Source organism: Staphylococcus sp. GDY8P54P, from assembly GCF_017892645.1.
Lineage (GTDB): Bacteria > Bacillota > Bacilli > Staphylococcales > Staphylococcaceae > Staphylococcus > Staphylococcus ureilyticus.
In genome coordinates, this window is the sequence record NZ_JAESLN010000029.1 from 71268 (window position 1) to 86681 (window position 15414).

Here is a 15414-nt window from a genome sequence, read left to right on the forward strand (position 1 = left end):
AGACGATAGTAATCCTTAAGTTTATTCTATGCTCCGTGGTTGAGTGATCATGATGTAAAATAGTACTGGTATGCCTAATAATGCTAAAATAATACTAGCAGGAATTTCAAATGGGCTTAACAATATACTTCCTAACCAATCCGACATTACCATCACTATACCACCTATAAACATATTTAGTACCATTTGTTGTCCAAGATTGAACTGCTGACCCTGGCGTCGTACAAGCTGTGGAATAATCATGCCTATAAAACCAATGATGCCTACATATGCGACAATTACTGCAGTAATCAATGAAGCAATTAATAACACGCAATATGTTAATGATTGTACATTTAAACCTAAAGATGTTCCTTTCAAATGGCCTAGCTGTAATATCTTAATTTTTGGTATTAAACTACATAATACAATAATACCGATGAATAACGTAATACCTATATATATTACCTCGTTATACTCTGCAGATGAGAAACCGCCAAACATATAATTCACAATATTATTCATCTTCTGTTGATTAAAAATAATCAATACATAAAGAAATGCATTAAACAATGCACCTATCATAATACCGGATAAGATGAGTGTCCTTATCGGATAGCCTTTAGACATAGCAGTAGTAAGTGAGATCACTGTAATTAATGTGATAACACTAAAAATAACAGAAAAAACTGGTAACCATAAAAACGATAACCCTAATACTACAGCTGTACCAGAACCAAAAGTTGCCCCACTTGCTAAACCTAATGTAAAGCTGTCGGCTAATGGGTTATTTAATAGCGTCTGAAACATATGACCTGCTAATGTTAAACCAATACCTGCTAATAATGCTTGAAGTGTTCTAGGCACTCTAACTTGAAATAATATAGATTGTGACAATGCTTCATTAATATTACCGATATTCCAAAGCATGCTTAGTAGCATACTGATAATGAGTAGGACGATACAAATAATAAGTGCTTTATTATATTTCATGTCTTTGCCACGCTTTCAATAAAATCGTTCAGTTATATTGAATGATAAAAATATTTATTGTTCGTTATTAAAATGGTATATATTTTTATGCTAAAAGTAAATATCACATGATAAGAAATTCATAAAGAAAACGTCAATTCTATATCATTTCTATAGCAATTGACGTTTATTTGTTAGCGAAAGCTATTTAGTTCCTAGGCTAATCTATCTTTGTGTTTTAGTAAATTACTATTCATAAATAGCTTCTTTCAATTTTTTCAATCCATCATCTATACGTGGACCTGGTCTTGATATTTCATCACCATTAACAGCTTTAACTTTATTGTGCTGTACCGCTTTAATTTGATTAAAACCACCACGTTTGTTAATCATTTTTTGATATTCAGATGATGAAATACCCATTGTTGATATCATCAAATCTGGATTTTGCTTAATAATATCTTCTTTACTCACCTTCTGCCAACCTTTTAAATTAGAAAAACTGTTTTCTGCTTTTAATTGTGTCAGCATATCATCAAAAAATGTTTCTTTACCTGCAGTGTATATTTCTGGTTCAGATGAAATTTCCATGAAAACTTTTTGCCCTTTTACATCATTAGGCACTGATTTTTTTATGTTTTCGATATTTTGTTTTGTTTCTTTAACGAGTTTTTTGGCTGCTTTTTCTTTATGCGTTACCTTACCAATTTGCATAAATGATTCATACATTTCATCAATAGATTGTGCATCTTTCACATAAACAACTTTCACACCACTATCTTTTAATCCTTTAAGTACTTTATCATTCGTCGCTTTTTGAGATTCATGTGCCAATATTAAATCTGGTTTGGCTTTCATCAATGATTCTTTATTAAGTTTCATCGCATCAAATTGTTTCTTATCTTTTACTTCTTTAGGATAATCATCTACAGTTGATACGCCTATCACATCGTCACCCAAACCGAGTTCATATAAAATTTCCGTATTACTAGGCATTAGAGAAATAATACGTTTATAAGTGTGACCCTCAGATTGCCCTTCATCATGCTTTTGGTCTGACTTCGTACCACAAGCAGTTAAGACTACTACAAAAACAAGTAACAAACATAATAATTTATTCCATTTCTTCATACCTTAATCTCCTAATAGTTATTTTATTCTATATTACCAAACTCTCATCTCAATCGTTAAGTCTATTTTATGAAATTTAATTTTCAAAATAAGGATCTAAAAATGTATACTTGTTTTCATTTTTTCCATTAAAGTAATTTTTCCCAAAATTATCTAACAACGCATGAAATTCATTAGCATCTGCATTAGTAAATGTTTCAGGAAGTTCAATATGTCGCTTCAATTTCTCATAACTTTCTGTGTTGGTATAGCCTAGTTTTTTAAAAATTCTTCTAGTATAACTATCTGGAATAAAGACAACTTCTTCAAAAATATAAACTAAACACACATCTGCCGTTTCACTACCAATACCTTTGATTTCTAATAAAGCATTACGCAATTGAAGTTGATAATATGATCTTACAGCTTGATAATCAAAATCAAAACGTTTCAACCAGGCAAGTATATTCAAAATCGTTTTAGCTTTATTTTTATAAAATCCGCTTGATTTTATAAGCATTTGCAAAGATTCCAAATTCAAATTTAGCATCTGCTCTGGATCAAATTCAGTCTTCACCTTTAATTGTTCAAGCGCATAAGCAGCATTTCTCCAATTGGTATTTTGTACTAAAATCGCTCCTAATATCACTTCGATTTTAGACTCAGCAGGCCACCAATGTTGTGACCCCATATGTGAAGATAATAATTTATATAGCGACTGAATATCTAACATGTTAGCATTACCCTCCCAGTGATTACGATGAAGTAACCAATATCAAAAAAGAGCAAGTAAGGTTTGTTGATAGTACTGACGGAAATGCATCAAACTATGATTAACAAACCTAAACTTGCTCTTAAATAAAGGACTACTTTAATTACATAATAATTACATTGACTCTAGCGCTGTTACGCCAACAAGGTTTAATGCATTATGTAATGTAATTCTCACTGCATCAATTAATGCAATCAACGCTTTTGTTTTTTCTAAATCATCTGTTAAAACTTTTTCATCATTGTAAAACTTATGGAAATGTGCTGCCAAATCTTGAATATAGTTTGTAATTCTATGTGGTGCTCTGTGTGTTGCGGCACTTTCAATCGTTGGTTCAAATTCAGCAATTTTTTTCATAAGCTCAGTCGCTTTATCGTTTGTGATAAACGAATAGTCTGCGTCAGTTGAAGGTTCAATACCTTTTTCTTTAGCTTGTTTTAAAATTGAACAAATACGTGCATGTGCATATTGTGCATAATATACCGGATTATCTTGTGATTCTTGCTTTGCTAATTCCATATCAAAATCAAAATGCGTATCAGGACTGCGCATCGTTAAGAAATATCTCGCGGCATCCACGCCTACTTCATCCATAATTTCACGTAAAGTAATTGCATTTCCAGTACGTTTACTCATTTTCACTTCTTGACCGTCCTGCATTAAGCGGACCATTTGCATAATTTGAATTTCAAGACGCTCGCTATCAACACCAAATGTTTCCATTGATGCTTTCAAACGCTGTATATAGCCATGGTGATCTGCACCAAATAAGTTTATTAATATATCGTTACCACGTTCAATTTTATCAAAATGGTATGCAATATCTGGTAAAAAGTAAGTATAATTACCATCTTTTTTAATCAATACACGATCTTTGTCATCCGAGAAATCGGTTGTACGTAACCATGTTGCACCATCTTCTTCATAAGTATAACCAAGTTCAGTCATTTTATTAAGTACTTGTTTGATTTCACCAGATTCATAAAGCGTTGTTTCGCTAAACCAATTATCATAATGTGTATTAAAATCAGCTAAGTCTTTTCTTAGTTTTTGCATTTCGTAATCGACGCCAAGTTGTCTGAATGTTTTAATACGTGCTTCTTCGTCTAAATCCTTTATTTCCGGTTGTTTCTCTGCCAAATCTTTACCAATATTGATGATATCTTTTCCGTGATAGCCACCTTCTGGCATTTCAAAAGAATCATCACCAAGCGCTTCAAAATAACGTGCTTCTATTGAACGAGCTAAATTGGTAATTTGATTACCAGCATCATTAATATAATATTCTCTTGTGACATTATAACCAGCCGCTTCTAATATATTGGCCAACGTATCGCCAACTGCGGCATTACGGGCATGACCTATATGTAAATCACCTGTAGGATTAGCCGATACATATTCTAATAAAATATTTTCACCATTTTTAACTTTTTTATGACCAAATTGATCACCATTATTGATTGCTTCAGTAATAATCGCAGTCAAATAAGCACTATCTAAATAAAAATTGATAAAACCAGGTCCTGCGATATCAACTTTTTCAACTTGTGCAGCCGTTGTATCCAAATTTTCAACAATTGCTGTTGCGATTTCGCGTGGATTACGTTTCGCTATTTTTGTTAAGACCATTGCTATGTTTGTTGAATAGTCACCATTTTTATTATCTTTTGGTATTTCGATTTTAATTTCAGGTATTTCATTCACGTCGGCAAGTTGTGCTTGTTGAATACTTTTCTTAATTTCTTCAACCAACTTTTGTTTGACTTGTTCGATTATGTTCATTTACGGCATCTCCTTGTAAGTAATTTCATATTGATAAGATCCCATCTTCTCTTCATCTTGAATTAAATCATAATGCACTTTCAATTTTCCACCATTATCATTTACAAAATGTAAAATAGAATGTGTATAAACGGTCAATGGTATGCGACCGCCACTAATTTCATACAAAGTAATCGTTTCCTCACCTTCTACAAAATGAAGGTTTAACTTAATATCACCATTGCGGATAATCTTTACTCCTGAACTTTCAATTTTAACTGTCACATTAACGATTGCTCCGTCTATCTTTTCTTGATAACGAATAAAATCGGCTTTACGTTTTTGCCAAGATCCTGTAGTAGACAATGAGAATTTTTCCTTATTATCGAATTGTTTAACCACTTGTTTCGTTTGGATTTCAACATTGTTCTCCAATGTAAGTTTCACCCTAATCTTTAAAATAATACAAACCATTATAGCATACTTGAAATATGCAAAACAGTTGCTAAATTAATTTAAATTCAATAATCTCCATTTTCAAAGTTCGTTTACAACACCTTCACAATATTCAAAAACCACACATAAAAAAAGTAGAAAAAACAAAATCAAAATCTGATTTCGTATTTCTACTCTTTTCAAATGACGCAAATATCCCAATGCATACGTTACATGCATTTAAATACCGATGTTCTTATGTTCTTCGTTTAATATCGTTGAACTCTTAAAAACCAATGATATTATACTGTTTCTAAAGCTTCATGCAATGAAGCATCAGAGTTATTCCACATATCTATATCATGCGATTTAAGAAACGCTGCTAATATTTTTTTATTTTGGTCACCTATTTGATCGATTTCAATATTATGTTTCATTGATTTATCCATCATATTTACATGTTCAGGCATACTTTTGTAACCTCTACGAATACTTCTATTTACTAATAAATAGCATGCTGTTAGTCCGGCATAGTAGGGTCCATTTTCACCACGTTCTGTTGTAACCCAACACAACCAATATTCTTTCGCCTCTTCACCTTCAACGGTCGCCTTATCTTTAATCCATTTGACACCTTTTTCAACACTAGAACGCGCATGCATGCCTGCAATATCAATAAATGCCTCTTCGTTTGCAACATCGATAAACACTGGTGCTACGTTATCTAAACTTATAGAACCAATATTGGTACCTTTGTGACCATCCAACGGATCATTTTTAATAATATTGAATTTAAATCCCTTATTTTCAGCCATCAGCTTCCACCTCCATTATTAAAAAAAGTAGCGCTGCAATTGTTAAATTACAATCCTACATAAGTTGTCTATATTAAAATTTTGCCATATTTAACAAAGTGATAAAAGTCATCAATTTTTAAGTGCTTAATTTAATTCATCTAATATACTATTAATTGCATTTCTAACTTGGTCATCTTCTATATCAGAAATAAATTCTTTTGGATAATATAATTTATAATCTTGTCTGTTAATGCCAGTTATACTATGAATAACTAAGGATTGACTACTAATTTCTCTTATTTTACCATTACGTCTCAACAAATGAATCGGCTGTCTGTCTGATCCTGGACGGTCATAATCATAAGGTAAATCAGAAAAGGATTCACTTACAAAGTAATAATTCGGATCTATACCTGCCTGTATAAACAAATCTGTTAATTCTGTAATTGTAATAATAGAACCATCAAATGGCATATATTTAAACAAATCCCGATTAATAAATCTACGAGATAAATCACTTAATATAGCGTCATCTTCATTAATCCATGCTTTTAAGTAATAAACTACAACCGCTTCATCTAAATCTACATACTGTTCAATCGTCATAGATTCTTCAAAGAACGGTATAAAATCGGCAGGATATTTTTTAAAAGTGTACCCTTCATTATAAAGTTGCTTTGCTCGTTTCAAACAATTATTAAGCAACACTTCTCCACCTCGACTAACTGGATGGAAGTAAACTTGCCAATACATTTGGTAACGGCTCATAATGAAGTTCTCTACTGCATGCATACCACTTTCTTTAATAAGTACTTCATCTTTTGAAGGTCGCATCAATCTCAAAATACGTTCCATATCAAATTGCCCATACGTAACACCCGTAAAATATGCATCACGTTGCAAGTAATCCATTCTATCAGCATCTATTTGTGAAGAAATCATAGAGATGACCAATTTATTTTCATGTGTTTTATTAATAACATCAGCTACTTGCTGTGAAAAATCTTCAGAAACACGTCGTAATACACGATTTACTTCTGTCGGGCCAGTAATAATTTTTTGCGTAAATTGTTCATGATCTGTATTAAAAATCTTCTCGAAGCTATGTGAAAATGGTCCATGACCTAAGTCGTGTAATAATGCGGCACATAGTGCAAGTGGACGATCATCATTATTCCATGCTTCACGACCGTCAAACGAGTCATCAATTAATCTTCGAACAATCTCATATACACCTAATGAATGTCCAAATCTACTGTGTTCAGCGGTATGAAATGATAAGTATAATGTACCCAATTGCTTTATACGTCGTAAACGTTGAAATTCTTTCGTTTTAATCAAATCCCAAATCACTTGGTCTCTTACATGAATATATCTATGAATGGGGTCTTTAAATACTTTTTCTTCAGGTAACTTTTGTGTAGCATAAGTTGTAAAAGTCAATGTCGTCCTCCTATTCATACCTTGTTAATGTGCATCTATGATAAAGTTTTACGCATCAATGCTAAATCCATTTCTTCCCCATACATCACGTGCATATACGAGCGCACACGCTCAAACCCTTTTTGTTCATAAAAAGCTACCGCTTCATCATTCTTATTATCCACTTCTAAAAATATTTCATCATATTCGTTTTGGAAATATGCCAAGCCTTCTTTCAGTAAATCAGAACCATATCCATGATGTTGCCACGAAGGTCTCACGTAATGGGCTGATAAGAATAATTCAGTGCCATATATAAAGTTAGCAAAACCAATGATTTGATCATCTTCTTCGATGACTAAAAATAATTGTTCTTCTAACCTTTTAAGTAAATGTTGTTCATTATATGAAGCAGCCAATAATTCATTTACAGTTTTAGCTGCATAGATATTTAAATAAGTATTATACCAAGCTTTTGTTGCTACATCTCTGATGCCTACAACATCTTCTGGCGCTGCTTTCCTAACTTTGTGCATGTTGGTTCCCCCTATTTATAGTAGGTAATAATACTCATATTATAACATAATTTTAGTGTTCAAAATACTTAATCTATTCATATGAAAATAGCTTGGACAATAGATAACATTGCCCAAACTATCTCTAAATATTACTTATTTAATGTATCTTGCCATTCTCGTGCGCGGTTTAATGCATACGAATCTTTATCAATATCTCCTGGTTTTTCAGCAGTTCCAATAATATAACCAGATAGCGTAGCACCTAAAAACTCTAAGCTATACTTGATTTGAGTGATACATGGCTTCGCTTTTATTTTTGGAAAATCTCCGCCGACAATAATGAGTCTAAAATCTTTTTCAGCCATTTTTGCCTTAAAATCCTTATAATTAGGATCCATTAAAGTTTCAGACCAATGATCAATGAATGCTTTCAAAGAGGCTGATATACTATACCAATACACGGGTGATGCAAAAACAATTGTATCACTGGCTAACACTTGATCTATCACTTTTTTATAATCATCTTCATAAGTATCAATCGTTGTCCCATCATGTCTCACATCTCTCACTGGATTCAATTGGTACTGAGTTAAATCAAACCATTTGTAGTCATGTCCTGATAAGGCCATTTTAGTCAATCGAGCAGTGTTTCCCTCCGGACGACTGCCCCCGAACAAAACTGTAATCATAATAATCTCCTTTTCATATATTAAAATATTCCATTAGAGATATCTTAATAATTTTACACAAAAGTTCATAAATATAACATGCGTTTACAATAGTATATTATAGCATTAAATGATTTGTAGGAAAATTTATATATATTTATATATTTCAACTAAAATTTAAAAACTTTATAAAATGGGCATAGGATAGAAACTTAATTTTCTTTTAAAAATTTCGTCATCTCAACCTGGAAATAATAACTAGAATGAATAAAAGTACACAGTGATGCCTGAGCTAAAACTTATACATAAGTCCACTCACTTATTTATTATTTTCTAGGAAATAGTTGATTTATTTTTTCAATCTCTTCTTGAGTTAAATTAACCTCTAAAGTTGTTAAATTGTCCACGACTTGATGTGGTTGCTTTGCGCCTGGAATCACGACATCCAATGAAGGTTGAGTTAAATAGAATGCAAGCACAATATGTGCAACATCTACATTATGATTATCTGCAATACCTCTCAACTCATCAATTTTCTCTAAATTTTCTTTGAATTTTTCACCTTGGAATTCTGGATTCTTAGCACGAATATCATCAAATTTTGTATTTTCAGTGTATTTGCCAGCTAAAAGACCTGAAACTAAAGGGAAATATGGAATAAATGTAATTTGATTTTCTTTTGTATATTCAAATACATCTTCATTTTCGCGATTTAATAAATTGTATTCCATTTGCACAACATCAACATAGCCGTCTTTATTCGCTTCTTTTAGTTGATCTAATGTAAAATTAGAAACTCCTATCGCTTTAATCTTACCTTCATCTTTTAAATCTTTTAATGCAGCAACTGCTTGATCTTTAGGCGTAGTATCATCTGGAAAATGAATATAATACAAATCAATATAATCTACTTGAAGACGTTTTAAGCTTTTTTCTACTTGATCTTTAAGAAATGCTGGATCATTAGACATTTTCACATTACCATCTTCATCAAAATAATGCGCACCCTTTGTGGCAATTGCAAACTCGTCTCTAGCAAATTCTTTAACCGCTTCTCCTACTAATTCTTCCGAACGTTCTGGACCATAAATATAGGCTGTATCTAACAATGTAATACCATTTCTAACAGCAGTGCGAACCGTTTCTTTACCTTTTTCTTCGTCTAAATCATTATAAAAATTATGTCCACCAACAGCATTTGTACCTAAAGCAATCGGTGATACCGTTACATTTGATTTTCCTAATTGAACTTTTTCCGTCAAAACAATCCAACTCCTTATATATTAATTTTGATATATTTATAGAATCTCTGGCTCAAATTGTTTTTGTATCCCTTCATTACGAAAGTTACTTTGACAATGCCATCAACAAACGCATGAACTGCTGAATACTATATAATATATCTCTACCCTTTTTCACTCAGTTTAATAATATGTTATACATATCGTATTTATGCACATAACAAAAATTACTTAACTTCATTAGTAATCATCGCTATTTTAAATATCTTGTCTCTCTAAAAAAGTATTGCCATGTAATTCAATTGTTTCAACTATTGCTAGCATAATTCGTTCGGAATACATATGATTTAACACGAGATGTTGAAACATATCGATATTAAGTTGTTAAATAACTTTTCTACCACTACTCAAAATTTAGCATGTTTTTGATGAGACCTTGAAGTAAAATGCTTAAAAATTACGTTTCAAAAATTTAGACATAATGGGACGTAGGACAGAATTCTAATTTTATTAAAATTATTTCGTCATCCACCTTTGCAAAGATGACTTGATTTAAAAAACATAAAATGATTTACCTAAGTTCAATCATCTACCTACAATATAAATGCACTGGGACAAATCAATTACAGAGATATACACATAAAAAAGTAGGATGCAATGCGTGTTACACCCTACTTACGAATCATTTTTATTTAATTATTGTAATATATTTTTAAAGTGTCCATTTAATTAATGTCGACGCATATGACAAGCCGCCACCAAACCCAACTAATAGCATGAGGTCACCTTTTTTAAGTTGATGCGCTTGGACAGCTAAGTCAATCGATAATGGAATCGTAGCCGATGACGTATTACCATAATATTTAAGACTCATTAGCGCTTTATCTTTAGAGAGGTTAGCCTTTTCACATATTGATTCTATCATTCTGGCATTAGCACTATGTGGCACAAACCAATCTATGTCCTCTTTTTTATAATTCGTGTTACGTAACGTATTCTCAATAATATTCGGAACATTGCCGACAGCCCATTTATATACGCCACGACCATTTTGAACAATATAACCAGGATTTTGTAAATCTTCGCCAAACATAGTATGAGAAAGTTCTGAACAATATAAATGATGTCCTTTGTCACCGTCTGAGCCAGAACTACTAGATATAAAGCTCGTTTCATCTTCACTGTATTCTACTAAAAATACGCCTGCTCCATCACCAAACAAAATACATGTATTGCGGTCTGTGTAATCTGTAATTCGTGATAGTGTTTCCGCGCCAATAACTAGCACTTTTTTATTTTGACCAGATGTAATCAGACCATTAGCTATATTCAAACCATAGGCAAAACCTGCACAAGCTGCATTAATATCAATGGCCCCTGCATTTTTCAATCCAAGTTTCGCTTGCACATAAGATGCGACACTTGGGGTTTTATAATCTGGAGTCAATGTAGCATTGATAATCATATCAACATCATTTAATTCCACTTGATATTTCTCTTGCAAATCCAGCACTGCTTTATAACTGATATCACTCGTATATTCATCTTCAGCTACAATTCTTCTTTCAACAATCCCAGTTCTTTGTTGGATCCATTCATCAGAAGTATCAACAATCTTCTCGAAATCATGGTTATCCATTCTTTTTTCCGGTACATAAGCACCTTGTGCAGTAATTTTAGCAAATGAATTCATATCATAACTCCTTTTATCAATCTATAACTTTAAAATTTCAAATTCTTATTATTTATCATACGCTTCATACTAATGAATGATAACACAATCAATGCAACACCTATAACATAAATAATAATTCATAACTATAAATAAATTTAAATAATATTATTAATTTATAGTTATAATTTATCACATGAACTAAATGTATAATAATCTTTAATTGACTTTTCATAATTTTTAAATTAATATTCATTTTTGATAACGTTTACATTATTTTTTAAGTAAAGGAGCAACAAAATGGAAAGTGATGATATCAAGCACTTGGTTGAATCAGGTCAACTATCTGTAGGCATTGAATTAGGCTCTACGCGTATAAAGACCATTGCTATCGCACCTAATTGCGAAACAATTGCAACAGGTTCTTTTGAATGGGAGAACAAATATGAAAATGGTTATTGGACTTATTCCATTAATGATGTATGGGTAGGCATTCAAAAAAGTTATGCTGAAATGTCACAATCAATTAAGGATAACTATCATGTTCAAATTAAATCCTTAGCTTCTCTAGGAATTAGTGGTATGATGCATGGTTACTTAGCATTTGATGACAATGATGATTTATTAGTACCTTTCAGAACTTGGCGCAATAACAATGCGAATAAAGCAGCAAAATTGTTACGCGAAGATTTTAAAGTAAATATACCAGAACGCTGGAGCATCGCTCAGCTGTTCCAATCAGCAATAGATGACGAAGCACACGTCAAACAAGTTAGTTATCTAACTACCCTAGCTGGTTATGTTCATTGGTATTTAACAGATAAAAAAGTATTAGGTATTGGAGACGCATCTGGTATGTTCCCAGTTGACAGCGAACGTAAGCAATTCCGTCAAGATCTATTAAAACGTTTTAATACATTATTTCAAAATTTAGGTTACTCGCAAGACATTAACGATATGTTACCAAATGTCATTGTAGCTGGAGAAATTGCTGGTTACTTAACAAAAACAGGCGCTAAACTCATCGACCCAAATGGTGAACTGGAACCAGGGTGTCCAATGTGTGCACCAGAATCAGATGCTGCAACAGGCATGGTGGCAACGAATAGCGTAGCACCAAAAACCGGAAATGTTTCTGCAGGAACTAGTATATTTTCAATGATTGTACTAGAGAAACCGATTACTTATGTTTATCCTGAAGTAGACATTGTAACTACACCTGATGGTTATGATGTTGCGATGATACATGCTAATAATTGTACATCTGATATCAATGCTTGGGTTCATTTGTTTGAAGAAGTCTTCCAACTCATGAATGTAAAATATGATAAAAATGAACTTTTTACCAAGTTATTTGAAAGCGCTTTTAATGGAGATGAAGACTTAGGAAAATTATTATCTTATGGCTATATCTCCGGAGAATTCATAACGGATGTCAATCAAGGTTATCCGATGTTCCTACGTCACGTTGATAGTGAATTCAATATTGAAAACTTTATGAAAACACATATTTTTAGTGCCTTTAGTACTTTGAAAATTGGTATTGATTTATTAAAAGAAAATGAAGATATTCAAATTGATAGCATGCTAGGCCACGGTGGTATTTTTAAAACAGACAAAGTTGCACAATCCTATTTAGCTGCAGCATTAGAAACACCAGTCAGTGTTATGAAAACTGCTAGTGAAGGTGGCGCATGGGGTATCGCAATATTATCCCGTTATTTACTAGAAAAACAGTATACAAATTTGGCCAATTACTTAAACGTTAAAGCTTTTGATAACACTGACCAAATCACTTTAAACCCTAAATCTCAAGATGTTGAAAGTTTTAGAAATTATATTCAAAAATTTAAAACATTATTACCTCTCCAACGACAGATAGATGAGTATATTTAAAGTCGATTAACATTTTAGAAATCATATTTAAAGATTAGGAGAGATTTTTGTGAATACACTAAGTACAGATAGCTCTAAGCAATTTTTAGGCTTACCGTTAACTTTAATTTGGGGTTATATCGCAGTAGCTATTTTCATGACTGGTGATGGTATTGAACAAGCTTTTTTATCAAAATATATTGTTAGTCTTGGGTTTGAAGCACATCAAGCATCCGCAGTCTTAACACTTTATGGTCTTATTGTAGCAGTTGCATCTTGGCTTTCCGGTATTTTGGCTGAAATTTTTAGCCCGAGAAAAATAATGGCATTTGCGTTTATCATTTGGATTATTTTTCATATCGGTTTTTTAACTTTAGGGTTAGAGCAACATAGCTATCCAATGATGTTAATTATGTATGGTATTAGAGGCTTTGCCTATCCGATGTTTATCTATAGCTTCGTCGTCTGGATTACGTATTCAGCTCCAAAACATCGTCTAGCTTCAGCTATGGGCTGGTTCTGGGCAATGTATTCCGTGGGTATCGGGTTTTTAGGAACCTATCTACCTAGTTTTACAATACCTTGGATTGGATTTATGGGAACATTATGGTCTTCCATAATATTCATTTTAATCGGTGGTTTAATGGCCATGTTTTTAGTTAAAGATAGAAAAGGCTCTGAGAAAGAATCCGATAGATTAACGCCCAAAGAGATATTACTTGAATTCGCTAAAGGAATAACCATTTTAAAAAATCCTCAAGTTGCTATTGCTTGCGTAGTTAGAATCATTAACCAATTAGCCTTGTTTGGTCTTGTCGTTATCATGCCAATCGTATTCACTGATACCGTAGGATTTACTACATCAGAATGGTTGCGAATTTGGGGATTAATGTATATTGTAACTATTTTTACTAACCTATTTTGGGGTGTGGTTGGCGATAAAATCGGATGGGTACGACAAGTGCGGTGGTTTGGCTGTATGGGAATGGTGATTTCTACATTAGCATTTTACTATTTACCAATCTCGACTGGACCCAACATTTGGGTTGCTGGTGCAGTAGCGATTGTATTTGGTTTTGCTGTCGCGGCATTTGTACCGATGTCAGCCATTTTCCCCATTTTAGAACCAAATCATAAAGGGGCAGCGGTTTCTATTCATAATTTATCTGCTGGCTTAAGCAACTTTGTCGGACCAGCTATCGCAACGTTAACCGTACCGATAGGAGGTCCTGTATTAACTATTTGGACATATGCAATTATTTATTTCATAGGATTTATACTAACTTTCTTTATGAAAGTTAACCAACCAAATCATTAAAAAGGACAGGAGTTTTAACATGACAAATATATTAGAACAATTTAAATTAGATGGAAAAGTAGCAATTGTAACAGGGGGTGCGATGGGCTTAGGCAAAGCCATGGCTACTGCATTAGCACAAGCTGGTGCTAACATCGTTATCGCTGACATTAATGAAGCGGTAGCTAATGATACTGCACAAGAAATTCGTGAAACTGAAAGCGTAGAAGCGATTGCTCTAAAAGTAGATGTTACAAATCCAGATGCTGTAAATCAAATGGTCGAAGAAGTTACAAAACAATTTAATAAAATTGATATTTTAGTTAATAATGCTGGCATGACGATTAATGCAAAAGCTGAAGAAATGTCATTTGAAGATTGGAATAAAGTTATAAATTTAAATCTGAACGGCATTTTCTTAGTTGCACAATCCGTTGGGCGTGTAATGATTAAACAAGGCTATGGTTCTATCATTAATACATCCTCTATGTCAGGACTAATTGCTAATAAACCTCAAGAACAATGTTCGTACAATGCTTCCAAAGCTGGTGTCATCATGTTGACGAAAAGTTTAGCTATGGAATGGTCAAAATACAATATTAAAGTAAACACAATTGCCCCGGGTTATATGAAAACAGAACTTACGAAACCTTTCTTTGATCAAGGTGGAGCAATGATTGAAGACTGGATGGGATTCACACCTATGGGCAGACCAGGCACACCAAATGAACTCGGTGGTATCGTTGTATATCTTGCATCTGATGCATCTTCATTTGCACAAGGTAGTGTCTTCACAATTGATGGTGGTTACACAGCACTATAAACATTAATAGCATATAATGGTCTAGTTTCAATAATATATTAAATTAAAAAACACTTTTGCTCAATGCACATA

The 15414-nt window shown here is 32.8% G+C and carries 14 protein-coding genes; 3 read left to right on the forward strand and 11 right to left on the reverse strand.

Going from position 1 to position 15414, the window contains the following annotated elements; all coding sequences use genetic code 11:
* Window positions 1-21 precede the first annotated feature (21 nt).
* The 11 genes from KA883_RS09995 to KA883_RS10045 all read right to left on the reverse strand — a co-directional run bounded on the left by KA883_RS09995 (window position 22) and on the right by KA883_RS10045 (window position 11368).
* Window positions 22-972: a FecCD family ABC transporter permease gene (locus KA883_RS09995; RefSeq protein ID WP_046207295.1), complete on the reverse strand. Its 951-nt coding sequence runs from the start codon at window positions 970-972 to the stop codon at window positions 22-24.
* Between the two features lie 228 nt (window positions 973-1200).
* Entirely contained in the window at window positions 1201-2082 is an 882-nt protein-coding gene (locus KA883_RS10000) for an ABC transporter substrate-binding protein (protein ID WP_210139969.1), read from the reverse strand.
* A gap of 76 nt (window positions 2083-2158) precedes the next feature.
* Window positions 2159-2794 carry an endonuclease III domain-containing protein gene (locus KA883_RS10005; RefSeq protein ID WP_046207293.1) on the reverse strand — a complete coding sequence of 212 codons (636 nt, stop codon included), beginning with the start codon at window positions 2792-2794 and terminating at the stop codon, window positions 2159-2161.
* 153 nt (window positions 2795-2947) lie between these two features.
* Window positions 2948-4615, reverse strand: coding sequence for an arginine--tRNA ligase (argS, locus tag KA883_RS10010; protein WP_046207292.1), 1668 nt, complete (start codon window positions 4613-4615; stop codon window positions 2948-2950).
* Complete coding sequence (locus KA883_RS10015; RefSeq protein WP_046207291.1) at window positions 4616-5029, reverse strand: YwiB family protein; 414 nt, start codon at window positions 5027-5029, stop codon at window positions 4616-4618. It lies immediately after the preceding gene.
* Window positions 5030-5331: 302 nt separating this feature from the next.
* Window positions 5332-5844, reverse strand: a complete 513-nt coding sequence (locus KA883_RS10020) for a YwhD family protein (protein WP_046207290.1) — start codon at window positions 5842-5844, stop codon at window positions 5332-5334.
* 126 nt (window positions 5845-5970) lie between these two features.
* The gene (locus KA883_RS10025) at window positions 5971-7287 is read right to left on the reverse strand and encodes an HD domain-containing protein (RefSeq protein WP_210139970.1); all 1317 of its coding nucleotides are present in this window, start codon (window positions 7285-7287) and stop codon (window positions 5971-5973) included.
* 17 nt (window positions 7288-7304) lie between these two features.
* The gene (locus KA883_RS10030) at window positions 7305-7784 is read right to left on the reverse strand and encodes a GNAT family N-acetyltransferase (protein ID WP_046207288.1); all 480 of its coding nucleotides are present in this window, start codon (window positions 7782-7784) and stop codon (window positions 7305-7307) included.
* Window positions 7785-7915: 131 nt separating this feature from the next.
* Complete coding sequence (locus KA883_RS10035; RefSeq protein WP_046207287.1) at window positions 7916-8455, reverse strand: flavodoxin family protein; 540 nt, start codon at window positions 8453-8455, stop codon at window positions 7916-7918.
* A gap of 305 nt (window positions 8456-8760) precedes the next feature.
* Window positions 8761-9696, reverse strand: coding sequence for an aldo/keto reductase (locus KA883_RS10040; protein WP_046207286.1), 936 nt, complete (start codon window positions 9694-9696; stop codon window positions 8761-8763).
* Between the two features lie 691 nt (window positions 9697-10387).
* Window positions 10388-11368: a ketoacyl-ACP synthase III gene (locus tag KA883_RS10045; protein WP_046207285.1), complete on the reverse strand. Its 981-nt coding sequence runs from the start codon at window positions 11366-11368 to the stop codon at window positions 10388-10390.
* A gap of 279 nt (window positions 11369-11647) precedes the next feature.
* Here KA883_RS10045 and KA883_RS10050 point away from each other — a divergent pair, with 279 nt between their 5' ends.
* Genes KA883_RS10050 through KA883_RS10060 form a run of 3 tightly spaced genes read left to right on the forward strand, consistent with a single transcriptional unit; the run spans window position 11648 to window position 15342 of the window.
* Window positions 11648-13243 carry a xylulokinase gene (locus KA883_RS10050; RefSeq protein ID WP_046207284.1) on the forward strand — a complete coding sequence of 532 codons (1596 nt, stop codon included), beginning with the start codon at window positions 11648-11650 and terminating at the stop codon, window positions 13241-13243.
* Between the two features lie 49 nt (window positions 13244-13292).
* Window positions 13293-14540, forward strand: coding sequence for an MFS transporter (locus KA883_RS10055; RefSeq protein ID WP_046207283.1), 1248 nt, complete (start codon window positions 13293-13295; stop codon window positions 14538-14540).
* A 19-nt stretch (window positions 14541-14559) separates the two neighbouring features.
* Entirely contained in the window at window positions 14560-15342 is a 783-nt protein-coding gene (locus tag KA883_RS10060; RefSeq protein WP_046207282.1) for an SDR family NAD(P)-dependent oxidoreductase, read from the forward strand.
* Window positions 15343-15414 lie beyond the last annotated feature (72 nt).

Excerpts from the sequence above, each read along its gene's own strand:
- KA883_RS10045 (WP_046207285.1), bottom strand. The coding sequence starts at position 11,368 with ATGAATTCATTTGCTAAAATTACTGCACAAGGTGCTTATGTACCGGAA.
- KA883_RS10060 (WP_046207282.1), top strand. The coding sequence starts at position 14,560 with ATGACAAATATATTAGAACAATTTAAATTAGATGGAAAAGTAGCAATT.
- KA883_RS10050 (WP_046207284.1), top strand. The coding sequence starts at position 11,648 with ATGGAAAGTGATGATATCAAGCACTTGGTTGAATCAGGTCAACTATCT.
- KA883_RS10035 (WP_046207287.1), bottom strand. The coding sequence starts at position 8,455 with ATGATTACAGTTTTGTTCGGGGGCAGTCGTCCGGAGGGAAACACTGCT.
- KA883_RS10020 (WP_046207290.1), bottom strand. The coding sequence starts at position 5,844 with ATGGCTGAAAATAAGGGATTTAAATTCAATATTATTAAAAATGATCCG.
- KA883_RS10000 (WP_210139969.1), bottom strand. The coding sequence starts at position 2,082 with ATGAAGAAATGGAATAAATTATTATGTTTGTTACTTGTTTTTGTAGTA.
- KA883_RS09995 (WP_046207295.1), bottom strand. The coding sequence starts at position 972 with ATGAAATATAATAAAGCACTTATTATTTGTATCGTCCTACTCATTATC.
- KA883_RS10025 (WP_210139970.1), bottom strand. The coding sequence starts at position 7,287 with ATGAATAGGAGGACGACATTGACTTTTACAACTTATGCTACACAAAAG.
- argS (WP_046207292.1), bottom strand. The coding sequence starts at position 4,615 with ATGAACATAATCGAACAAGTCAAACAAAAGTTGGTTGAAGAAATTAAG.
- KA883_RS10005 (WP_046207293.1), bottom strand. The coding sequence starts at position 2,794 with ATGTTAGATATTCAGTCGCTATATAAATTATTATCTTCACATATGGGG.
- KA883_RS10030 (WP_046207288.1), bottom strand. The coding sequence starts at position 7,784 with ATGCACAAAGTTAGGAAAGCAGCGCCAGAAGATGTTGTAGGCATCAGA.